The organism is Dactylosporangium sp. NPDC000555 (assembly GCF_040300025.1).
In the GTDB taxonomy this organism is placed as follows: Bacteria; Actinomycetota; Actinomycetes; order Mycobacteriales; family Micromonosporaceae; genus Dactylosporangium.
Genome location: NZ_JBEPDB010000003.1, coordinates 187,697 through 208,713, shown reverse-complemented (window position 1 = coordinate 208,713; position 21,017 = coordinate 187,697). Strand labels below are relative to the sequence as shown.

The 21,017-nt window shown below is 70.2% G+C and carries 20 protein-coding genes; 11 read left to right on the top strand and 9 right to left on the bottom strand.

All coding sequences use genetic code 11. From position 1 onward, the window contains the following. Window positions 1-105 precede the first annotated feature (105 nt). The 3 genes from hpt to folE all read left to right on the top strand — a co-directional run bounded on the left by hpt (window position 106) and on the right by folE (window position 3,578). Window positions 106-681 carry a hypoxanthine phosphoribosyltransferase gene (gene hpt, locus ABT297_RS04470; protein WP_350544589.1) on the top strand — a complete coding sequence of 192 codons (576 nt, stop codon included), beginning with the start codon at window positions 106-108 and terminating at the stop codon, window positions 679-681. Between the two features lie 141 nt (window positions 682-822). Continuing rightward, window positions 823-2,895, top strand: coding sequence for an ATP-dependent zinc metalloprotease FtsH (gene ftsH / locus ABT297_RS04465; protein WP_502885488.1), 2,073 nt, complete (start codon window positions 823-825; stop codon window positions 2,893-2,895). Window positions 2,896-2,900: 5 nt separating this feature from the next. Continuing rightward, the gene (folE, locus tag ABT297_RS04460) at window positions 2,901-3,578 is read left to right on the top strand and encodes a GTP cyclohydrolase I FolE (RefSeq protein ID WP_350544675.1); all 678 of its coding nucleotides are present in this window, start codon (window positions 2,901-2,903) and stop codon (window positions 3,576-3,578) included. Window positions 3,579-3,655: 77 nt separating this feature from the next. Here the strand turns inward: folE and ABT297_RS04455 are convergent, their stop codons facing one another. Beyond that, entirely contained in the window at window positions 3,656-5,728 is a 2,073-nt protein-coding gene (locus ABT297_RS04455) for a hypothetical protein (RefSeq protein ID WP_350544583.1), read from the bottom strand. Between the two features lie 172 nt (window positions 5,729-5,900). Here ABT297_RS04455 and ABT297_RS04450 point away from each other — a divergent pair, with 172 nt between their 5' ends. Next, window positions 5,901-6,533, top strand: coding sequence for a hypothetical protein (locus tag ABT297_RS04450; protein ID WP_350544580.1), 633 nt, complete (start codon window positions 5,901-5,903; stop codon window positions 6,531-6,533). A 1-nt stretch (window position 6,534) separates the two neighbouring features. Here ABT297_RS04450 and ABT297_RS04445 read toward each other — a convergent pair whose 3' ends face one another. The 7 genes from ABT297_RS04445 to ABT297_RS04415 form a co-directional block, all read right to left on the bottom strand. After that, the gene (locus ABT297_RS04445) at window positions 6,535-7,158 is read right to left on the bottom strand and encodes a hypothetical protein (RefSeq protein WP_350544578.1); all 624 of its coding nucleotides are present in this window, start codon (window positions 7,156-7,158) and stop codon (window positions 6,535-6,537) included. Further along, window positions 7,155-8,246, bottom strand: coding sequence for a M23 family metallopeptidase (locus tag ABT297_RS04440; RefSeq protein ID WP_502885491.1), 1,092 nt, complete (start codon window positions 8,244-8,246; stop codon window positions 7,155-7,157). The genes ABT297_RS04445 and ABT297_RS04440 overlap by 4 nt, the downstream gene beginning before the upstream one ends. 50 nt (window positions 8,247-8,296) lie before the next feature. Continuing rightward, entirely contained in the window at window positions 8,297-8,836 is a 540-nt protein-coding gene (locus ABT297_RS04435) for a hypothetical protein (RefSeq protein WP_350544573.1), read from the bottom strand. A gap of 6 nt (window positions 8,837-8,842) precedes the next feature. Beyond that, window positions 8,843-10,792 (bottom strand): MFS transporter, encoded by a 1,950-nt coding sequence (locus ABT297_RS04430; protein ID WP_350544673.1) that lies wholly within the window; start codon window positions 10,790-10,792, stop codon window positions 8,843-8,845. A gap of 11 nt (window positions 10,793-10,803) precedes the next feature. Then, on the bottom strand, window positions 10,804-13,974 hold the full coding sequence (locus ABT297_RS04425; protein WP_502885487.1) for an ATP-binding protein: 3,171 nt from the start codon (window positions 13,972-13,974) through the stop codon (window positions 10,804-10,806). A 182-nt stretch (window positions 13,975-14,156) separates the two neighbouring features. Next, a complete protein-coding gene (locus ABT297_RS04420) occupies window positions 14,157-14,531 on the bottom strand; it encodes a hypothetical protein (RefSeq protein ID WP_350544567.1) in 375 nt (124 codons plus the stop codon). Between the two features lie 10 nt (window positions 14,532-14,541). After that, the gene (locus ABT297_RS04415) at window positions 14,542-14,859 is read right to left on the bottom strand and encodes a hypothetical protein (protein ID WP_350544565.1); all 318 of its coding nucleotides are present in this window, start codon (window positions 14,857-14,859) and stop codon (window positions 14,542-14,544) included. Window positions 14,860-15,189: 330 nt separating this feature from the next. On the opposite strand from ABT297_RS04415, the gene folP reads away from it, so the two are divergent. The 7 genes from folP to ABT297_RS04380 all read left to right on the top strand — a co-directional run bounded on the left by folP (window position 15,190) and on the right by ABT297_RS04380 (window position 19,975). Next, window positions 15,190-16,017 carry a dihydropteroate synthase gene (folP, locus tag ABT297_RS04410; RefSeq protein WP_350544670.1) on the top strand — a complete coding sequence of 276 codons (828 nt, stop codon included), beginning with the start codon at window positions 15,190-15,192 and terminating at the stop codon, window positions 16,015-16,017. Further along, window positions 16,014-16,385: a dihydroneopterin aldolase gene (folB, locus tag ABT297_RS04405; protein ID WP_350544563.1), complete on the top strand. Its 372-nt coding sequence runs from the start codon at window positions 16,014-16,016 to the stop codon at window positions 16,383-16,385. Before folP ends, folB begins: the two co-directional genes overlap by 4 nt. 174 nt (window positions 16,386-16,559) lie before the next feature. Beyond that, window positions 16,560-17,081, top strand: coding sequence for a 2-amino-4-hydroxy-6-hydroxymethyldihydropteridine diphosphokinase (gene folK / locus ABT297_RS04400; protein WP_350544561.1), 522 nt, complete (start codon window positions 16,560-16,562; stop codon window positions 17,079-17,081). A gap of 16 nt (window positions 17,082-17,097) precedes the next feature. Further along, on the top strand, window positions 17,098-17,667 hold the full coding sequence (locus tag ABT297_RS04395) for a DUF3180 domain-containing protein (RefSeq protein ID WP_502885486.1): 570 nt from the start codon (window positions 17,098-17,100) through the stop codon (window positions 17,665-17,667). 139 nt (window positions 17,668-17,806) lie between these two features. Beyond that, window positions 17,807-19,150 carry an ABC transporter permease gene (locus ABT297_RS04390; protein ID WP_350544558.1) on the top strand — a complete coding sequence of 448 codons (1,344 nt, stop codon included), beginning with the start codon at window positions 17,807-17,809 and terminating at the stop codon, window positions 19,148-19,150. Window positions 19,151-19,159: 9 nt separating this feature from the next. Then, window positions 19,160-19,447 (top strand): hypothetical protein, encoded by a 288-nt coding sequence (locus ABT297_RS04385; RefSeq protein WP_350544556.1) that lies wholly within the window; start codon window positions 19,160-19,162, stop codon window positions 19,445-19,447. Window positions 19,448-19,501: 54 nt separating this feature from the next. Then, entirely contained in the window at window positions 19,502-19,975 is a 474-nt protein-coding gene (locus ABT297_RS04380) for a hypothetical protein (RefSeq protein WP_350544554.1), read from the top strand. A 46-nt stretch (window positions 19,976-20,021) separates the two neighbouring features. Here the strand turns inward: ABT297_RS04380 and ABT297_RS04375 are convergent, their stop codons facing one another. Continuing rightward, window positions 20,022-21,017, bottom strand: a complete 996-nt coding sequence (locus tag ABT297_RS04375; protein WP_350544551.1) for an ABC transporter ATP-binding protein — start codon at window positions 21,015-21,017, stop codon at window positions 20,022-20,024.

Below are 21,017 nucleotides of genomic sequence, written 5' to 3'. Positions count from 1 at the left end.
CGACGGGGCGGCGCTGGGTTACCGGCCGCCGCAGGGATGCGAGATTGGTCTCTCGCGGGGCCACCCGCCGTCGATCCGGCCCAGCCGATAGTGCAGGCTTGTCGCATGGCCGACGGCACCACCTGGCACTCGTCCGACATCGATCACGTGATCGTCAGCGAGGAGCAGATCCGCGACAAGACGGCGGATCTCGCGAAGCAGGTCGCGGCCGATCACGCCGACGCCGAGTCGATTTTGCTGGTCGGCGTGCTCAAGGGCGCGGTCATGTTCATGGCCGACTTCGCCCGTGCGCTGGGGCGGGTCGGCCCGCCGGTCGAGATGGAGTTCATGGCCGTCTCGTCGTACGGGCAGGGGACGACCTCGTCCGGCGTGGTGCGCATTCTCAAGGACCTGGACCGGGACATCGCCGGGCGGCACGTGATCGTGGTCGAGGACATCGTCGACTCCGGGTTGACACTGTCGTGGCTGCTGAAGTACCTGGAGAGCCGCTCGGCGGCGCAGGTCGACGTCGTCGCGCTGCTGCGCAAGCCGGACGCGCTGAAGGTTAACATTCCGGTGCGATATGTCGGATTCGACATTCCCAGCGAGTTCGTGGTCGGATACGGTCTTGACTACGCGGAGCGCTACCGCGACCTGCCGTTTGTAGGCGTGCTCAAGCCGTCGGTATACGGACGCGGCTGACCGCGCTTCCTGAGAGTCTGCTGAGAGCACCTCCTGCCCGGCCGACGCCGATCCGCGAGTGTCGGTGCCACGGTGTACCGTCAAATGGTCGCAAGCGTCAACTGAGCCCAACCCCGACGGCGCTTTCGGCACCGCGTCGGAATGTGGGTCCGGCGTGGTCGACGGCCTTACGGATGGAGGGGCCGGGCGCTGCGTGCGTCCGACGACAACATGGAACGTACCCGTTTGTTCCGCCGGCCGGTGGTCTGGATCCTTCTGGTGATCATCGGTGCCATCGTGCTCAGTTCCTTCTTCACCTCCGGCCCGAGTTACACGAAGGCGGACACCTCCGTCGTGCTCGAGCAGCTTCGCAGCGGTAACGCGAAGAAGGCCGTGATCCAGGACAAGGAGCAGACGCTAAACCTTGACCTGAAGAACAAGGTCCCGGTCAAGGGCACGCAGACGAACAAGATCCAGGGCCAGTTCACCTCGCGGAGCGCGGAGGAGCTGCAGAAGGAGCTTGGCACGCTGAAGTCCCAGGGCAAGCTCGACGAGTACAACGTCAACGTCACCCAGGACAACATCTTCGTCAGCCTGCTGATCAACCTGCTGCCGATCGCGGTGCTCGTGGTCCTCCTGCTGCTGTTCATGTCGCAGATGCAGGGCGGCGGGTCGCGCGTGCTCAACTTCGGTAAATCGAAGGCGAAACTGATCTCCAAGGACACCCCGAAGACGACGTTCGCCGATGTCGCGGGCTCCGACGAGGCCGTCGAGGAGCTGCACGAGATCAAGGACTTCCTGCAGGCCCCGGCGAAGTACCAGGCGCTCGGCGCGAAGATCCCGAAGGGCGTACTGCTGTACGGCCCGCCCGGCACCGGTAAGACGCTGCTGGCCCGCGCCGTCGCCGGCGAGGCCGGGGTGCCGTTCTACTCGATCTCCGGTTCGGACTTCGTCGAGATGTTCGTCGGTGTCGGTGCCTCCCGTGTCCGCGACCTGTTCGAGCAGGCCAAGGCCAACGCGCCGGCGATCGTGTTCGTCGACGAGATCGACGCCGTCGGCCGTCACCGCGGCGCCGGCATGGGCGGCGGCCACGACGAGCGTGAGCAGACGCTCAACCAGCTGCTCGTCGAGATGGACGGCTTCGACACCAAGGGCGGCGTCATCCTGATCGCCGCGACCAACCGGCCCGACATCCTCGACCCGGCCCTGCTGCGCCCCGGCCGCTTCGACCGCCAGATCGCCGTCGACCGGCCCGACATGGAGGGCCGCAAGGCCATCCTGCGGGTGCACGCCAAGGGCAAGCCGTTCACGCCCGACGTCGACCTCGACTCGGTGGCCCGGCGCACGCCCGGTTTCACCGGCGCCGACCTGGCCAACGTCATCAACGAGTCCGCGCTGCTGGCCGCCCGCCACGACAAGCGGGCGATCACCAACGACTACCTCGAAGAGGCCATCGACAGGGTCATCGCCGGCCCGGAGCGGCGCACACGCGTGATGAGCGAGCACGAGAAGAAGGTCACCGCGTATCACGAGGGCGGTCACGCGCTCGTGGCCTGGGCGCTGCCCCACTCAGCGCCCGTACACAAGGTGACCATCCTGTCCCGCGGCCGTTCCCTCGGTCACACGCTGGTCCTCCCGACCGAGGACAAGTACACGCAGACCCGATCCGAGATGATCGACACGCTCGCCTACGCGCTGGGCGGCCGGGCCGCCGAGGAACTCGTCTTCCACGAGCCGACCACCGGCGCCGGTAACGACATCGAGAAGGCCACCGCGCTGGCCAGGTCGATGATCACGGAGTACGGCATGAGCGCCAAGCTGGGCGCCGTCAAGTACGGCACCGGTGACGGCGAACCGTTCCTCGGCCGCACCATGGGCCACGAGCGCGACTACTCCGAGAAGGTCGCCGCCGAGATCGACAACGAGATGCGCGCGCTGATCGAGATCGCGCACGACGAGGCCTGGGAGATCCTGGTCGAGTACCGCGACGTTCTTGACAACATTGTCGAGGAGCTCATGGAGAAGGAGACCATCTCGCAGACGGACATGGCCCGCATCTGCGCCCGGGTGGTCAAGCGCCCGCCGATGGCTCCGTACAGCGGCAATGGTCGCCGCCGGCGCGCGGTGCCCGAGCCCGGCGCGAACGGCTCCGAGGTGGTCCAGCCGGTGAGCCTCGGCTCTGACGATCACATCCGGATCGTCAGCGGCGGCGAGACCCCGGACGGCAACCGCTGAGCGAGATCAGCAGCACCGAGCCCGACGACGGCACCGGGCTCGTTGCTGACCGGGAGCTCGACCACGTTGCCGCACGCCTCGTCAGCGGAAAGCTGGGTGGTGTCGAGGTCGAGCGCAATGTCGACCTCAAGCGCATCGAGAGTGCCGTCCGGGAGATCCTCATCGCCATCGGTGAGGATCCGGACCGCGATGGGCTGCGCAACACTCCGGCCCGGGTCGCCCGCGCCTACGCGGAGCTGTTCGCCGGCCTGCGGATCGACCCGTCCCAGGTACTGCTCACCTCGTTCGAGGCCGACCACGAGGAGCTCGTGCTCGTGCGGGACATCGAGGTCACGTCGATGTGCGAGCACCACCTGCTGCCGTTCCACGGGGTGGCGCACATCGGGTACATCCCGGGCACCGACGGCCGGATCACCGGTCTGTCGAAGCTGGCGCGGCTGGTCGAGGTCTTCGCGCGGCGGCCGCAGGTGCAGGAGCGGCTCACGGCGCAGATCGCCGATCTGCTGATGTCGCAGCTCGAGCCGCGGGGCGTCATCGTGGTCATCGAGTGCGAGCACCTGTGCATGTCGATGCGCGGGATTCAGAAGGGCGGATCGAAGACGATCACGTCCGCGGTCCGCGGGCTGCTCCGCGACGATGCCAAGTCACGGGCCGAGGCGATGTCGCTGATCCTGCACGGCTGAGCTTTTCCGATTTTGTACCCCCTGTGCTGATTCTTCGGGACAGGGGGTACTTTGCGGTTCGGGCATGTCCGCGGGGTTCAGAGCAGCAGCACGCCGCCGAGGACCAGGACCGGAATGAACGCCAGCAGACTGATGACAAGGCCGAGCAGCGGCGTGCGTGATGTGGTCTTGCGGGTCATCGCGCCGATCGTGAGCCAGCCCAGGCCGAACGCGATGGCGGGCAGGATCAGGGCACAGGGAAAGGCCAGAATCCCGATCCCGTTGGCCTCCCAGCCCGCGAGAAGCATCGGGATCTGCACGATCGCGGCCAGGAACGCGAAGCCGAAGTAGATCGAGGCGTTCACCCACACCCGCCGGTTCGAGGCCGCCTGTCGCCCGGGCGCCGCCAGGGCCGCCTCAGACTGCTTCAGACCGGCCGCGGCGATCCGCAGGGCCGTTGACACCCTTCCCGGCACCGACTGGGGTACGGGCGGAATCAGCGGGCTCACGACGCCCGTCCCGACAACGCCGGTCGCGCCGGACACCGGAATGCCACTGACCCGGTTGGGGACGCCGCTGACCGGTACCCGCGGGATGTTGCCGGTGTGGTGCATGCTGGGCGGCCCGCTGGCCGGCACCCGCGGGATCGAGCCCGTGTTGTGCACGCCAGGCGGCGCGCTGCGCGGCATGACGACCGGGTAGCCGCCGGTTTGGGGCAGGCTCGGCGGTACCGGAGGCTGGGCCGGAGCCACCCCCGGCCGCGACGCCCCGGCGACGGCCGGTGTCCCGGGCATGGCGGGGGCCGGAGGGGCGCTCATGGGGGGCCGGGGCGGGGCGCTCACCGGCGGCGTGGCCGTGCGCTGCCCCTGCTGCCAGCCGCTCGGCGCGTCCCCGAACGGGGCCGGGGGCGGCGGCGGGGCCATCGGCGCTCCGCGGAGCGGGTCGGCGGGCCGCGGGCCGGCGGTCAGCGCCGCGCGGGCGGCCTGCGTCTCCTGCCACGACGGTGCGAGCTCGACGGAGCGGCCGCCGGCCTCGCCGACCACCTCGTTCAGGTAGGCCTCGTGACGGGCGAGCTTCGTGCGGATCGCCGCGAGGTCGTGCTGGGCGGCCTTGAGCGCGGCCTTGTGCTCCGCGACCACCGCGATCACCTCCCGCCGGACGACGTCCAGCCGTTGACCGGCGGCGACGTAGTCCAGCCAGGCCTTGCGACTCGGCTCGCCGACGGGCGCGGGCGGGGTCGTCCACGGGCCGCCGAGCTGCGCGCACACGCGGCGGACGAGCTCGGCCGGTGGGTCAGGGTCGAGGTACACCGGGGCGTTGAGGCGGCTCGGGCCCGTGCCGGTGCCGGAGAACGTGGCGCCGGGCGGGTCGCCCACCCAGGCGTGTGGGTTGCGGATCGCGATCTGGGTGGCATGAGGCAGGGGTGCCTGCGTGGTCTCTTGGGTAAGCGGCGGCGGCGGCCAGCCGGCGGCGATCAGGTGCAGCCGCCCCGCGGGCCCGGCGTGTGCCAGCCCGGCGATCCGTGCGAGGTCGCGCCCCTCGGTGAGCTCAGGCAGCGAGGCGATCACGATCAGCAGCGTCGGCGCCGGCCCGTCCGTGCGCGTCGCGAGCCACCGCTCGCCCTCGTCCAGGACCGCGCGCAGCCCCTCCGCGTCCGTCGCGGGCGGCGGCATGATCGCGTCGATGCCGGTGAACCAGCCGAATGTCGCCCCCTCGACCACGGCGTCGATCGTGCGGATCCGAACCGACCCGGGCGGCGATGAGGCCAGCAGCCGCAGGACCAGGCTACGCAGCAGTCCCGCGACCCGGCTGTCCCGAGCGTCGGCGTCGATCGCGATGTGCCCGGCCCGCAGTAGCGGCACGATCACCGGGAACCGCGCGTCGTCAAGCGGGTGCGCCTGCCCGACACGCACGAACGTCGGCGGCAGTGGCCCACCCAACGGCGTGGCCGGCGCCAGCGCATCCAGCTGGGCCCCCAGCCATCCCGGGGCCAGCATCGCCGCGTTGGCCCGCAGTCCTGCGGCAAGGTCATGCTGTTCGGCGTACTGCTCGGCCGGGGCGGCGTTGGCAGAGTACCCGTCGAGGATCGGCCCGGCCGCGGCGATCAGCGCAGCGGTGTGCCGATGCTGCGCAGCCGCTCGCTCGATCCGTGCCCGAAGGCGTGCCACCATGCCCCTTCCATCCAAGCCAGATGCGGGAACGGTAACGCAGACTGGGAACCGAGTCAGCAGGTGCATTGGTGCCAGCGTGTTGTCGCAGGTAGCCGCCCCGCCCTAGGACCTACTCCCCGCTGTGCGGCGCGGGAATGTGCCCGGGCGACGCGCGGCGGCTAGCCTCTGGAGCGTGGACCCATCGAAGCCCAACGACCCGAGCGTGGACCAGAGCCAGCCGATTCCACGCTCCCGCCCAGGCAACGACGAGATCCTCGAGGGCGAGATCATCGACCGCGGCGTCCCGATCGGCCGCCCCCGGACCGCCCCACCCCCTTCAGCTCCTCCGCCTCCCCCAAGAAAGCGCCCCAGCGCCCGCCGAACCGTACTGCTGGTCCTAGCGGCCGTCGCAGCACTCGTCTGCCTGGGAGGCTCGCTGACCGCGTACGTCCTGTACGACAAGGCCACCGAACCTGACCGCGGCAGCCCTACAGCGACGCTGCGGCAGTATCTCGACGCGCGATTCAACAAACGCGATGTGACGCGCGCAAACGTCTTCGCCTGTTCCATACCGGATCTGTCGGCAGTCGATAAGGCTCTTGAGGATGTGGAGCAGTTGGAGACGAAGTTCAGCATCGCGATCACGATGTTCACGTCCAACATGGCGGTCACCACGCAGGCAGGTGACTCGGCGACCGTGCGTGTGAGAATCAATCTGGAGATCCCGGAGGACGGTAGCCGTAGGTCGATCAAAGCCCAGGAATGGCAGTTCGGCACGGTCAGGAGCAGCAGTTGGCGGGTGTGCTCCGCCACGAAGCTGAGCTGATCTACTCCGCCCACAGTAGGTGAATCGGGACCTCCAGGGTCTTGGGCGGCTGGCCGCTCCACGCCCACCGGTACCAGTCCACCTCCCGGCAAACGCGCACGCAGATGTCGCCCTCGACGCCGCTGTACGCGTCCGTGACCGCCCGCAGGTCCCGCTGGTCTTTCCCCGTCTTGTCCCCCGGCCCCGGCACCCGGACGACCCGCAGCCCGGTGACCGCCCGTACGTCCAACGCCCGCCGTGGCGCTCGGGACGGCGGCGCGTCGAGCGACACCAGCCGCAGGTCGGCGGGGCTGTCAGAGGGGGTGACGGCGCTCGATACCCGTTCGACCCACACCCGCTCCAGCGGTACGAGGGGAGCGAAGACCTCGGTCTGTTCGGCCTCGGCCCGGTACCACTCATGCTCGGGTAGTGCCGGCACGTACGTCCGGCTCGCCTGCACCACAACGTCATCGATGCGCAGGTCGCCGCGCCACCCCAAGCCTGGCAGTCCGACGATCGCCCGGCGCCCCCGCAGGTCGCGCAGGCTCGAGGCGGGTACGAACTCGATCCCGGCCGGTGTGCGCTCGGTACTGCCAGCAAGCAGATCCCAGTCGGGAAAGTCCTCGCCACCGGGCAGGTCGCTCATGGCTTGACCCCCAAGGGTGCGCCCATCCGCTGCATGAACGGCACAGGGTCGATCGCGCCATTGTTACTCGGGTCGCTGTTGATGTGAATCTCGAAGTGCAGGTGTGGCCCGGACGAGTGCCCGGTCGTTCCGGCGACCCCTATCTCCTGGCCGGGTGCCACGTGCTGGCCCACGACGACGCTTGGCTGCTTCACCATGTGGCAGTATCTCGTAAGAAGGTCGTTCGCATGCCGGATCTCCACGTACCAGCCGCACCCGAGCACCGACGGCGACCCGTCCCGCCAGCAGCCCCAGTCGGTGCCGTTGGCCAGGTGGGCCTGGCAGCGCACCTTCACGACCAGGCCCCCGGCGGCGGCGCGGATCGGCGTGCCCCGCGGCACGATCAGGTCGACGCCCTGGTGGGTCGGGCGCGACGCGGTACGGTACCCGGAGCCGACCTCGCCGTTCACCGGCGCCGTCCAGCCCGACGCGGCGATCTGGTCGCCGCTGACGCACTTCAGCGTCGTGGAGTCGCCCGCCGCGCGTGCCGCTCCGCCGGTCAGCGAGTTGACCACGGTGCTCGCCAGCTGTTCATGCTTGGCGTACGCGTCGGGGAACGCGCTGCGCTGCACGCGCTGCGCGGCCCGGGTCAGGCTCATCCGCATCCACCCAGGCACCGTCAGTAGCTTTTCGTAGAATTTCCGCGAGGCGTACTGCGGATCCATGATCTGCGCCGGCGTGCCCCACCCGGTGCTCGGCCGCTGCTGGAACAGCCCGAGCGAGTCGTGATCGTTGCGCGCTCCGAGATTCGGCAGGTTGTGCAGACTGGACTCCTGCATCGCGGTGGCCACGGCGATCACCCACCCGCGCGGCGGCACGTTCATGTCCTGCCCAACACGCACAATGATCGCGGCGTTGCGGACCTGTTCCTCGGAGAGCCCATGGTGGCCCGGCATTTTGGCGGCGGCGTCGACGAGTTCCCCGTTGCCGCACCCGGCGTCGTAGTTCTGCGTGTTACGCGCCGCGTCGAGGAAGAAAGCCACGACGCCGCCGCCACAACACAACAGCAGCAGGAGCGTGCAGAGGGCAGCGAGGAGCGCCGGTCGGATCCGCTTTTTCCCGGTTTGTACCTCAAGATCGTCGTCTTCCCCGAGGACGCTCACGCGACCTCCCAGTCCAGCGAGGTGACCTGCCACCGCCCGTCGAAGACCTGCAACTCCAGCACGATCGTGCCGCCCTCGGCCGGAAACTTGGCCACTGTCGCCTGCCCGCCGCCTTGCAACTGGACCGCCCCGGTGATCGTCGCCGTCGGCACGTCGGCGGGGTCGGTATCGGCAAGCTCGACCATGAGCTCCGCCGAAGCGTCCGGCTTCAGCTCCGCCCGCCACTGCTCCCCGGTAATCCCGGGCTTGCGCAGCCACGCCTTGGCAAACCGATCGGCCACAGTCGAAACGTCCGCGGCCCCCTTGCTCAGCGAGGGCGCCGCCACCGGCTCGTTGACCCCGTCGTCCCCGAGCGAGCTGAACGGGTCCGCCGAAGTGGGCACCGGCGCCACCGTCGGCCCGAGCGCGTCGTTCGCCGAGCGCCCACCCCTGTCGTCGAGCACCGTCCGCCCGACCCCCACGACCACGAGCACGACGACAACCAACACCAACGCGATGCCGTACCGCGTACCAAGCAGCCGCAGGACCGTACGCATGGCCGCCTACCCTGGAAGAGTCGCCGACTCCGGCCGCCGAGCCCGCGGCCGCTCAGCGGCGGACCGATCCGAGCCGGGCCGGTAAATCGAGTAGGAGGGCGCATTCTCAGCGGGAACGTCGGGCTCCTCCCACCCAGGCTCCCGCCGCCGCCGAGCCTGCTGCGGCGCCTCCCCACGCGACGACCGTCCAGCCTCCGGCCGCTCGGCAGGTGTCCCGTCCCCACTGCCAATCGACACCGAGTCCTCACTCCGCGACTCGGGCCGTTGCTGCGTCTGCACGCTCTCCCCGCTTCGCCGCTGAGCCCCCGGCTCCTTGGTCCCGCCGGCCTCGACCACCTTGAGCGCCGCTGCCTGCCGCACGTCACGCATGAAGAGCCGATGCCAGCCCCCGGCCGAGGTGATGGCTCGCGTCGAGTCCTTCCCGCCAAGCTGCGTGATCCGTCGGTAAGGCCGCAGCAACAGCCACCCCACGACCCCGGTAAGCCAGATGAGCAAGACTTGCAACCAGGGAGCAAGCGAGCCCGTCTTCAAAATCAACGTAACGGCGAACAAATAAATAGCCGACCCAGTGCCAAAGATGATGATGTTGAAAATCGCCGCAATGACCGCGTTACCGAGGCGGCGGAGTCCGGCGTTGGCCGGCCGTAGCAGTCCGATGGTGCCCAGGATCGGCGACGCAATGACTGCCCAGCGGAATAGCAGGAATCCGAGGATGACGAGTACCGAGGCCGTGATGTCGAACATTGTGAAGAATAGCGCAGAGAGAATGGCAAGGAATCCTGAACCGATGCGGTCCATTCCGTGGGCACCCTGGAGGTGCTCATAGGCCTCCGGGTCCTCCGTCCGAATTTGTTCCGCGATTTTCATCCACTGCTGCTGCTTTTCTTCGGTTATGACCTTTCGCATCGTCGACACGATCGGCGGCCCGGGGCGGTGTTCGCGAATGCGCTGCTGCTCTTCTTCGGCTGCGCGCTTCTCGTCGGCCCGGATGCTCTGGATGTCATCCCACGAGAATGATTTCGCGTCGTAAAGGGCAGGTCCGTATTTCTGGGCGGTTTCACTCTCAGCGGAGCCTAGTGTGCCGCGGAGCCAGTTGCGATAAAGGAGGCCCTCAACGACGGTATCGCTTGCGCGTGCAGCGGGCGGCCGGTTGTCCTGACAGGCGGCCGGATCGGGGTTGCGGCACTTGTCCGGCGGTATGGAGTCGTCCTGGGATCCAACTGCATTGTGAATGACGCCGAGGCTGGTGATGAGGCTCTTGTCTGCCAGTCCGGCTGACCATGTGGGCCAGTGTGCAATCGCGGTGATGAGGACCATCACGAAGACCGCCCAGCCAGCTGTAGTGACCGCGTTGGACAGATCGGACTGGCGAGAGCGCCAGAGGAGGTAGAGGCCGACGACCGCTAACGTCACCGCACCGAAAGCGGTGAACACTTTTGAATAGATCGCCTTGGTTGCAGTATCCACCAAGGGGTCGGCCCAGCCCCACATGTAGGATGGGTCCCATGCGCGTTCGCGGAGCGCATTCGAGGCTCCAAGGAAACCGGTCGCGATCAGAAATTCGCCGTTAGCAATAGTGTTTTCAAACTCGGCGCTCGGGTTAGTCACCACTGAAGCGCATTTAAGATCGTACGTTGTGAAGTCGTAACCGGCATACCCATATTCGCTATACCTGAACCACAGGCGTGAGCCGCGATCCGGGTCCGGCTGCTGGGCGAACCAACCAGCCATGCCGGAGTCGGGGGCGCTCGGGGTTGGTGCGTTCAGGCAGCTCAGCTTGCCCTGGACGTTAACCTGCAGTCGATTCGCGCAGTTTTGGAAGTTGCTCGGGACCCGCCATTCCTCGACTGTGCAGAGGGGGTCGCCCGGGGCGCGGGTGGGGGAGGCCGTTGCTGGGGGGGTGGGGGCTCCGAACACTGTGGCCAAGGCCGTTATGAGGACCACGGCCACGTACATGGGCAGGCGTCTCACCGATCATCCTCCGGGTCCTCGTCGTGGACGTCCACGACCTCGCCGCCGACGGTGCCGGCGGTTGGAACACCCCCCGGTGTTGTGTCCAGGTAACGCAGCAGTTCGGGGACGTACGACACGTCCACCCGAACCTTCTGCACGCGGCCGTCCACGTCGCGCATCACGAACTCGCGGAAGCCCAGTCGCGACGACGAACTCGTGTCGACTTGGGACAGAGCGGCGAGCGTCTGCTCGTAACCCACGTCCGTCGGTACCCGCAGGAGGCGGAGGGCCTCCGCGGCGATCTCGGAGTCCTCGGCGATGCGGCCGACGAAGACGGTGGAGACGAGGTTCTGCACATCCAGGCCGAGGATGTCGTTGGGGTTCTGCGAGGCGACCAGGGCGGCGAGGTTCCACTTGCGCGAGTCGCGGGCCAGGCGGACCAGGAAGGAACGGCCGGAGCGCCAGCCCTCCATGAAGTGGGCCTCGTCCAGGCCGACGAGCTTGCGTGCGGTCATGTCGCCGCCGTAGCAGCGGCGCACGGCCAGGCGGTGGGCGGTGTGGAGCATGGGCAGGGCCAGGGACTCCTCGGCCGACCAGTACTCGCGCTCGATCTTGAGGTCGGGGAGGCGGAGGCCGGCCATGGTGATGACGGTGAGGGCGGCGTCGGCGCCGAGGAGGCCGGGGGGCGGGGAGCCGAAGAAGAGCATGGCGAGCGGCATCTCGGCGGTGTCGAGCAGGAGGTTGCCCAGTTCGGCGGCGTCCTGGTCGCCGGTGTCGCGCAGGGCGCGGATCACGTCCTCGAGGGTCGAGGATTCCTCGGCCGGGACCTGGCGGACGGCGTGGCGCAGCATTGTGGCGGTCGAGGCCTCCCGGGCCACCTGCGGCGGTACGAGCATCATGCAGATGTCTTGGACGAGCATGCGGCGCTCGGCGCGCGCGTTGGAGATCGCGATCTCGAACTCGCGGTCGCCGGACGGGCCGGTCGCGTAGTGGGAGCGTTGCGGGGTGGGGATCAGGGAGTAGGGGGCGAGGGTGCCCTGTTCGGAGCCGGTCAGGTTGAGCACGCGGGCGTAGGGAGCCAGCTCGGGCATGCTGCACAGCCGCGCGAGCGGGCCCGACGGGTCGAGGAGCGTCACCTGTACCCCGCGCCGCGCGGCCAGATAGCCGAGCGCGCCCATGAGGGTCGACTTGCCACCGCCCGGCTCGGCCACGAACACCGCCAGGCCCGAGCGCTCGCGCACCTCCATCGGGAAGTGTAGGTCGAGGAAGACCGGGCGGCGGGAGGTGCCGGCGGTGCGGCCGATGAGGTCGCCGCGGCGATCGCCGACGGTGGAGGCGGCCTGCGGCAGGGCGGCCGCGAAGAGCTTGACCGGCATCCGGCGCAGGTAGCCGGTGTTGGCCAGCGGCTCGCCCGGGATGAACTCGCGGGCCATCCAGTCCTGGTTCTTCGGGTGCTGCAGCGCGACGCGCATCTCGCGCGAGTACATCTGCGTGACCCGCCGCGCCCGCTCGAGGCATTCCTCGCGGGTGCGCCCGCCGACCGCGATGCGGTGCCAGCCGTGCGCGCGGGACGAGTCGACGGGCAGGCCGGTGCTGATCTCGTCGCCGATGGTGAGCGCGCGCCTGGCGAGGCGCTCGAGCTCGGGGGGCGCGTCGATGCCGTGCTCGGAGTAGTCGGCCTGCTGGGAGCGGATCAGGCGCAGGCGGTGCTCGAGGTTGCGGAACGAGTCGCCGGGGCCCAGGATGTCGATCCGCGACGAGAGCTCCATCGGCCACGGCAGCCGCTCGTGGAAGTGCAGCCACGGCTCGTGCCGCTCGGGGATCTCCAGCGGCTCCATCCGGCCGACGGTGAGCACGGCGACGTGCCGCTCCTCGCCGCTGACTCGGTTGACCAGCTTCACCGTCGACCCGTACGGCGTGCGATAGCGCTCCACCGTCTCGGTCAGGGCCAGCAGGTCGCCGGAGTTCCACGAGCCGTCGAGGGTGGTGATGTGCCCCGGCGGCGACATGCACAGCGCGACCGAGCGGTACAGCAGCCACTCCAGCTCGAACGCGGTGACCCGCCGGCCGCGCATACCGAAGGCGCCCAGCACCTCGTCGAACTGCTCGACGGTCCGGGCCATCCGGCGCCGTTCCGCGTCGGCGACCCCGCGCTTGAACAGCGCGCCGATGCGCTCGGCGAAGGTGTCGCCCAGCGTGCGGCGGGCGAAGGCGATCCCGAGATACGTCTGGCCCTCGGCGTGGTTGATCGACAGCAGGTGCTTCTGCGCGGCGACCAGGTGGTCGGCCCACGTCGGGCCGCCGGCGGTGGGCAACGGGCGCGGCGTGTTGCCGTCGACCACGCGTGCCCACTCGTCGGCCGGGAACGGCCTGGTCGTGCGGCGCAGGTGCAGCCGGAACCCGGCCAGGCCGGCGTACTGCTCGGAGATCGCCGACAGCAGCGCCTCCCGCTCGGTGTCGGGCCGGAACGCCCAGCGAACCTCGGGCAGCCAATACCACGCGGTGACCGTGTTGGGGGTGAACGTCAGGTGCCCGGCGATCTCGGTGACCGCCAGGTCGATCGCCGCACCGCGGTCCTTGTGCCGCGGCTTGGGCGTGCGGTCGAGCGGCGTCTTCCGGCCGCGCTGGGGCGGCGGCTGCATGCGGGGCGGGCGGGGCGGCTGCTGTGCCGGCACCACGCGGTCGGGCGGGGTGCGCCGATCCGGGGGCGACGAGGTGGTGGTGAGCGCCGCCGAGGGTTTTCTGGTTGTACCGCCGGTGCGCCCGCCTGGCTGCCCCACCCGCTCGGGTGCGCGGGCCGGCGACCGCTCGCCCTGCTGGCCGAGGCGCTCGGGCGCCCGGGACTGGGACCGGTCGACCGGCGGCTCCGTCGCCCGCGAACCCAGCGCGGGCCGGGTCGTCAGGCGCTCGCCGTTGGTGCGCACCGGCTCCGCGCCGCTGGCGGGGCTGCGCGGGACGGCCCGCTTCGGCGCGCGGAGGTCCTCGGGGGCCCGCGGTGCGCCCGAGGACGGCGCGGCGGAGATCGGGATGCCGGAGACCGGGATGCCGGAGACCGGCTGGACGCGCTCGACCCGGCCGGGGCCTGGCTCGAGCGCCCGGAGCCGGTCGCGCGGCTGGCCGCCCGGAGGGTCGTCGAAGAGGCCGAGGAAGGGCGAGTCGACGTCGGGCGCCGGCTGCGCGCTCACCGGTCGCTCCGTGCCGCCGCGGCCATGCGCACCGGGTTGGCCGCTGGCGCCCTGGAACATCGCGACGCGGCCGCCCTCGGCCGCCGCGCGTAGTCCGCCATCGTAATCGATTGATTGCGCAGCGTCGTCGTCAATGTCCGAGCGGTCCTGATGTCCCCCGGTTCTACGGGGTGGCGGAGTGGTCATACGAGATCACCGGTGAGTTCCGGGCGGATGCGCACCTTCGAGGCGACCAGGCGGGCGTCGCGCAGCTCGGAGCTGGGCTCGCGGGTGTGGCGCCAGTCGGTCAGGGCGGTGCGGACCACCATGCGGGCGGGTCGATCGGGGTCGACGTAACGGAAGATCAGCGACGTCGCCACGATCGCGAGTGCGATCTCGTAGGCGGGGAAGTAGTCGACGTGCAGCGTGATCAGGTAGCGGATGAACATGAACAGCGGCACCAGCAGTGCGAACACCCCGTACTGCGCATACGGCAGCTGGATCGGCAGCGTGTAACCGGGCGGCCCGAGGTAGACCAGGCGGGCCCGGTAGATGTCGTCGTCGGTGCGCAGGCGCATGGAGTCAGGCCTACTTGGCGAAGATCAGGCTGACCAGCGAGTCGCCGAAGAAGAACAGCGACGCGGCGCCGGCGACGAAGGCCAGGCCGATGATCGCGATCGCCGAACTGGTGAGCACGCGCGAAACCTCGCCCTTGCTCGCCCGGCCGATGAAGATCACCCCGAGCGCCGCGAGCAGGATCGGCACGATCTTGGTGGTGAAGAAGGTCAGGATGCCGTCGGTGTTGATCGTCTTCGGCTCGGGCGTCGGCGTCGGCGCGAGGGCGATCGCATCCACGGCGTGTGCGGCGGAGCCCCACATCGCCTGGCCGATCTCCATCAACATCATCAGACCTCCCCGGAGGCGCGACGGGCGATGTGCACGCCGCGCGTTAAGCCTCGCCGAAAAGACGACCCCGCGGTATCACCACGGCTGCTGTGTCGCTCTCCAGCGGAACCTTATCCGGGTGTTTGCCCTGCTAAATGCCCTTTGTCGGGTTTAACGGTCCGAATAACGTTCACTTGCAGAGAGTACGTTGCGGCCCTCTTTCCAACAAGCTGACCGCTCCGTGGCCAGTGGGCATAGTGTGCCTCCTGTGGCGTCCCGGCGCGGCCCCCGCTGGGTTGTCGCAGGTCGCCACCGAGCGCCCCTGTTGAGTTGAGTACCTTCATTCAAGTGATGCTCTTGCGACGTCCCTCGCCCGTGGTGATGGGTGTGCTCAACGTGACCCCGGACAGCTTCTCCGACGGTGGTCGCTACGCGGACCTGGACGACGCCGTGGAGCACGCGCGGCAGATGTGCGACGAGGGCGCCGACGTCATCGACGTGGGCGGCGAGAGCACCCGGCCCGGCGCCGACCGGGTCGACGCGCCGACCGAACTGGCCCGGGTGCTGCCGGTGATCCGGGCGTTGGTCGGCGAGGGCGTCACGATGAGCATCGACACGACCCGCGCCGCCGTCGCCGCGGCCGCTCTCGAGGCCGGCGTCGAGGTGGTCAACGACGTCTCCGGCGGGCTGGCCGACCCGGACATGGCGCGGGTGGTCGCCGACGCCGGCTGCCCGTGGGTGCTCATGCACTGGCGCGGGCACTCCCGCCGAATGGCCGACCTGGCTGTCTACGACGACGTGGTCAAGGAGGTTTCCGCGGAACTGCTGGAGCGGGTCGACGCTGCGGTCGGCGCTGGCGTGTCCCCCGACCGGCTGATCCTCGACCCCGGCCTCGGCTTCGCCAAGAAGCCGGAGCACACCTGGCGGCTCGCCGCCCACCTGGCCGACCTCGTCGGGCTCGGCCATCCGGTCCTGGTCGGATCGAGCCGGAAGTCGCACCTGGGCCGGCTGCTCGTCGACGCCGAGGGCCGCGACCGCCCGACCGGGGAACGCGAGGCCGCGACCATCGCCACCACGGTGTTGTCGGTCGCCGCGGGCGCTTGGGGCGTGCGCGTGCACGAGGTCCGTGGCAACGTGGATGCGATCAGGGTCTGGCAGGCGACGAAGGCGGCACGATGACATCTCCCACAGACCGCATCGCGCTGAGCGGGCTCAAGGTGCGGGGCCACCACGGGGTGTTCGACTTCGAACGCCGCCAGGGCCAGGACTTCGTCGTCGACGTAGTCCTGGAGTTCGACCTGCGCCCGGCCGCGGCCTCCGACGACGTCGCCGACACCGTGCACTACGGCGAGCTGGCCGAGCGGCTGGCGGCGGTGATATCAGGCGAGCCGGTGAACCTGATCGAGACGCTCGCCGAGCGCCTGGCCGACGTCTGCCTGGCCGACGCCCGGGTCGGCGCGGCGACCGTGACCGTGCACAAGCCCCAGGCGCCCATCCCGCTGGAGTTCGCCGACGTCGCCGTCGTGATCCGCCGGGAGCGGCCGTGACCGGTCCGGAGCGGAGCGTAGGGGCCGGTCATCGGCAAGTTCAGCCTGTCGGTCATGCAACTGACGAGCGAAGCGAGGAGGGCGCGTGACCGGTCCGGAGCGGAGCGTAGGGGCCGGTCATCGGCAAGTTCAGCCTGTCGGTCATGCAACCGACGAGCGAAGCGAGGAGGGCGCGTGACCCGGGCGGTGCTGGCGCTGGGCAGCAACCTGGGCGACCGGGAGGCGCACCTGCGCGCCGCGGTCGCCGGGTTGGGGGACTCGGTCGTCGTGGTCTCCGGGGTGTACGAGACCCCGCCGTGGGGCGACTCCGACCAGCCGCACTACCTCAACGCGGTACTGCTCGCGACCGACCCGGGGGCGGGCCCGAAGGACTGGCTCGCCACCGCTCACCGGCTCGAGGAGGCGGCCGGTCGCGTGCGTGACCCTGAACGCCGGTTCGGCCCGCGTACCCTTGACGTTGACGTGATTGCCGTGTGGAACGACGACGGGGAACCGGTGACCTCCGACGATCCCGAGTTGACGCTGCCGCATCCGCGCGCCCATCTGCGGGCCTTCGTGCTCCGGCCGTGGATCGACATCCAGCCGTATGCCCAGCTACCGGGGCGGGGCTGGGTCAATGACCTGCTCCGCGACGACGCGGTCGCGGGCGATCTCGCCGACCTGCGCCCAAGAGTTGACGTCCACCTCGATTCGTGATCTGGAGCGGAAGCCGATGGCCACGCCGTCACCCGAAGAGTCCAACGGAAGCGGACCCGGCGGTCCCAAGGGCCGGATGGAGCCGACCCGTCCGGCCACGCTGGTCATCGCGGCGCTCGCCACGACCGCGCTGGCCTGGATCGCCATCAGCAACTTCTGGAACAGCCTGCCCACCCTGCCCTGGCTGCCGCCGCTGACGCTCATCGGCCTGGCGCTATTCGAGGGCATCGAGGCTTACTCCACGCGCAACCGGATCCTGCGCAAGGAGGGCGCCGGGCCGCTGCAGCCGCTCGTGATCGCCCGCTACGCGGTGCTCGGCAAGGCGTCAGCGCTGGTCGCCGCGCTGTTCGGGGGCATGTATGTCGGATTGTCGTCCTGGCTGCTCACGCAGCGTGGCGTGCTGGCGAAGGTCTCCGAGAACCTGCCGCAGGCCCTGCTCGGCGTGGCCGCATCGATCGTGCTGATCGCCGCCGCGCTCTGGCTGGAGCGCTCCTGCCGGGTGCCACCCAAGGGCCGCGACAAAGATCTTCCCAGGCAGGGCCGCAAGGACGGGGCGGACCGGACCCCGGACGACCAGATCGCCTGACAGCGCTCGCCGCCCAAGTTCCGGCCATTCGGCACAGGGACATACAAAGACCGCGGTTTGGTACGTCAAGGGCTGTCGCTGGTCACAATCCGCGGTTACTGTGCGACCCATACCGGTCGGTTGGCAGGAGGCGCGCGCCATGGCGTACGACGACTCGCGATTCCGCGGCGAGCCCGACTTCCGCGGCGGGGGCGTGCCCGAGGACGCACCCACGCTGGGCGTCTCCAACCAGTCGGTCTACACACCCGGCAGCTACCCGGTCTCGCCCGCCTACGGCGCGTCCAGCGAGAGCCCGCTCGGGCTGGGCGCCGGCCGGCGTCGGACCCCCACCGCGCAGCAGCTCGGCGACGTGTTCGACGACCCCGAGCACGGCCAGCCCGGCCGCGACCGGATGGCCGTGCACGCGCTGTGGGAGATGGTCCTGCTGCTCGCCGCGGCCGCCCTGCTGTACCTGCTGCACGACGCCAGTCCGGCCGCGCTGCGCGGCGCCGAGCTGCAGTCGCTGCTGCTCTCCGGGGCCGAGCTCGGCCTGGTCGCGATGGCCGTGGGCCTCACGCTGCGGGCCGGCGCGCCCAACCTCGCCGTAGGACCGATCGCCTTCGCCGCGGCACTGTTCTTCGCCGGCAACTCCGACCGCGGCCTGCCCATGACGGCCGGCATCACGGGGCTGATCTCCGTCGGCGTCGGTGTCGTGATCGCCGTGCTGGTCGTCGCGTTCCACGTGCCCGGCTGGGCGGCCAGCTTCGGTGTCGCCCTCGCGCTGGTGTCCTGGATCGCCGACCAGCGGGACGAGAAGATCGTCACCGGCGCCTACGACCCGCGCCATCACGCGCTGTGGTGGGCGCTCGCCGTGCTCGTCATCGCGGTCGGCGGGGCCGCACTCGGGCTGATTCGGTCCGTGCGCCGCGCGGTGGGCCGGTTCCGGCCCGTGCGCGACCCGGCCGACCGGCGCGGCGGCGGCGCGGCCGCCATCACGGGCCTCTCGATCGCCGGATCGGCGCTGCTGTCCGCGATCGCCGGGGTGCTCATCGCGCTCGACGAGCGCACCGTCGCCGCCGCGGACGGCTCGGCGGCGATCGGCGGACTCACGCTCACCGGCTTGGCGCTCGGCGCGGCGCTCGCGGGCGGCACGTCCGCCTATGGCCGCCGCGGCGGGGTGTTCGGCACGATCCTGGCCGTCGCGGTGATCACGCTGCTGCTGCGCTACGCGACCGCCGAGGGCTGGAGCCTGCCGCCGTTCGCCCTGGGCGCCGGCGCGATCGCACTCGGCCTCGTGGTGACCCGCCTCGTGGAGACCTTCGGCCGGCCGCGCACCACGCCGGACGACGCCGGCGAGGACAGCTGGGCGTCGCCATCGAGCACGACCCAGGCCGAGCCGGGCAACGACTGGTCGCCGCCGTCCAGCCGCACGGGGAGCTGGCCGTCGTCGCCGGGCGGCGGCGCTGACGGGGAGTGGGGCGCCGAGCGCTGGGGCACCCGATAACCTTGTCCCATGACCGACGCCACGCTGGCCCAGCTCGATGCGCTGCCGACGGACGAGCTGCGGGACCGCGCGTTCGCCCTCGCTCGGCAGCGTCGTGACATCAAGTTCTTCTGGGACCTCTTCACGCACGTGACCCACAGCGACGACAACACGCAGGACGGCTGGATCGGCTCGCTCGACGCGAGCATCGACGACGCGGTCGCCCTGTGGCGCGAGGTCACCGGCCACCACTACGGAGACGCCGAGCCGCTGGTCCGGGCCGCGTTCATCGACTACATCATGCAGCACGGCAAGTAGCACGTAGGTATTGACATCGGTTTAGGTTTCGCGGCCGGCGGGCCTAATCCGGGTATGGCAATCACGCGATCCCGTTACCGCACCGCGACGAGCGCCGGTACGTTCGTTGCCTTTCTGCTGGTGCTGATCTTCGGCAGCCCGGCGTACGTCGACTGGGCCCGGTCGGCCGACCGGGGGATCTTCCTGGAGACGCTCGCCTGGCCGGCGTGGAGCTTCGACTCCGACGCCTCGGTGCGCGACCTGCTCGGCGCCGATCTCAAGGCCATCCTGCTGGTCGCCTTCACGGCGCTGTTCATCTCGCTGCTCGCCGGCGCGCAACTCGCCAGCGCGCGCGGCACCCTCTCGGCGATCCTCACCGGCTGGGCCGCATACATGTTCGCCGCGGCGCTCGCCGCCTTCGTCACGTCGTTCCTGCTGCCGCACGGCTCGCTCGGCCAGGCCACCGTCAACGCGGCCGCCGGCGCGGGCTACGCCCTGATCGTCGGCTGGATCATCGGCCTGGCGACGATGGCCGGGCGGCGGCCATAGCGCCGGGTGGTACCGGATCGTGCACCGCCGTACCGGATCGGCTGGGTCAGGCAGGCGAGTCCACCCCGGCGGACGCCAGGGCGACCTGGACGTCGGCAGCGGTGAGCGCGCCGAGCGGCGAGTCGCCGTCGCGCACGACCACGGCGCCGTGGCCCGCGGCGAGCATCGCCCCGAACGCCTCCCGCAGCGTCGCGCCGGCCGCCACCACCGGCGCGCCGTCGCCCGCCTCGGCGACCGGCCGGAGCCCGTCGGACGGGATCGGCGTCACCGACAGCCGCATGATGCTGCGGTCCTCGCCGACGAACCGCTCCACGAAGTCGTTGCCCGGCCGGGCGAGCAGCTCCGCCGGCGTGGCGTACTGCTGCAGCTGCGCGTGGTCGGACAGCACCGCGATGCGGTCGCCGAGCTTGATCGCCTCCTGCAGGTCGTGCGTGACCAGGATCGTGGTCGTGTGCACCGCCTCCCGCAGGCGAAGGAACTCGTCCTGCAGCCGGCCCCGGTTGATCGGATCGACGGCCGAGAACGGCTCGTCCATGAGCAGCACCCGCGGGTCGGCGGCGAGCGCGCGGGCGAACCCGACCCGTTGGCGCTGCCCGCCGGACAGCTCGTGCGGGTAACGGCCCGCGTACCGCCCCGGCTCCAGGCCGACCAGCTCCAGCAGCTCGTCGGTGCGCTCGGCGATGCGCGGGCGGTCCCAGCCGAGCATCCGCGGCACCGTGCCCACGTTGGCGCGCACGGTCTGGTGGGGGAAGAGCCCGACGTTCTGGATGACGTACCCGATGGTCCGGCGCAGCCGCACGGGGTCGGCGGTGGTCACGTCGGTGTCGTCGATGAGGATCCGGCCGGCGCTGGGCTCGATCAGCCGGTTGACCATCCGCAACACGGTCGACTTGCCACAGCCGGAGGGGCCGATGAGGACGGTGACCTCGCCGCTACCGATCTCGAGGCTCAGCTCGCCGACCGCCACCGTGCCATCCGGATACACCTTCCGCAGCCGATCGAGCGCGATCGGCGCGGCATCGTGCTTCGCGGTAACGTCCAC

Excerpts from the sequence above, each read along its gene's own strand:
- ABT297_RS04420 (WP_350544567.1), bottom strand. The coding sequence starts at position 14,531 with ATGCGCCTGCGCACCGACGACGACATCTACCGGGCCCGCCTGGTCTAC.
- ftsH (WP_502885488.1), top strand. The coding sequence starts at position 823 with ATGTGGGTCCGGCGTGGTCGACGGCCTTACGGATGGAGGGGCCGGGCG.
- ABT297_RS04385 (WP_350544556.1), top strand. The coding sequence starts at position 19,160 with ATGACCGACGCCACGCTGGCCCAGCTCGATGCGCTGCCGACGGACGAG.
- ABT297_RS04395 (WP_502885486.1), top strand. The coding sequence starts at position 17,098 with ATGGCCACGCCGTCACCCGAAGAGTCCAACGGAAGCGGACCCGGCGGT.
- ABT297_RS04380 (WP_350544554.1), top strand. The coding sequence starts at position 19,502 with ATGGCAATCACGCGATCCCGTTACCGCACCGCGACGAGCGCCGGTACG.
- folB (WP_350544563.1), top strand. The coding sequence starts at position 16,014 with ATGACATCTCCCACAGACCGCATCGCGCTGAGCGGGCTCAAGGTGCGG.
- ABT297_RS04390 (WP_350544558.1), top strand. The coding sequence starts at position 17,807 with ATGGCGTACGACGACTCGCGATTCCGCGGCGAGCCCGACTTCCGCGGC.
- ABT297_RS04430 (WP_350544673.1), bottom strand. The coding sequence starts at position 10,792 with ATGTACGTGGCCGTGGTCCTCATAACGGCCTTGGCCACAGTGTTCGGA.
- ABT297_RS04455 (WP_350544583.1), bottom strand. The coding sequence starts at position 5,728 with ATGGTGGCACGCCTTCGGGCACGGATCGAGCGAGCGGCTGCGCAGCAT.
- ABT297_RS04415 (WP_350544565.1), bottom strand. The coding sequence starts at position 14,859 with ATGATGTTGATGGAGATCGGCCAGGCGATGTGGGGCTCCGCCGCACAC.
- folP (WP_350544670.1), top strand. The coding sequence starts at position 15,190 with ATGCTCTTGCGACGTCCCTCGCCCGTGGTGATGGGTGTGCTCAACGTG.
- ABT297_RS04445 (WP_350544578.1), bottom strand. The coding sequence starts at position 7,158 with ATGAGCGACCTGCCCGGTGGCGAGGACTTTCCCGACTGGGATCTGCTT.
- ABT297_RS04435 (WP_350544573.1), bottom strand. The coding sequence starts at position 8,836 with ATGCGTACGGTCCTGCGGCTGCTTGGTACGCGGTACGGCATCGCGTTG.
- hpt (WP_350544589.1), top strand. The coding sequence starts at position 106 with ATGGCCGACGGCACCACCTGGCACTCGTCCGACATCGATCACGTGATC.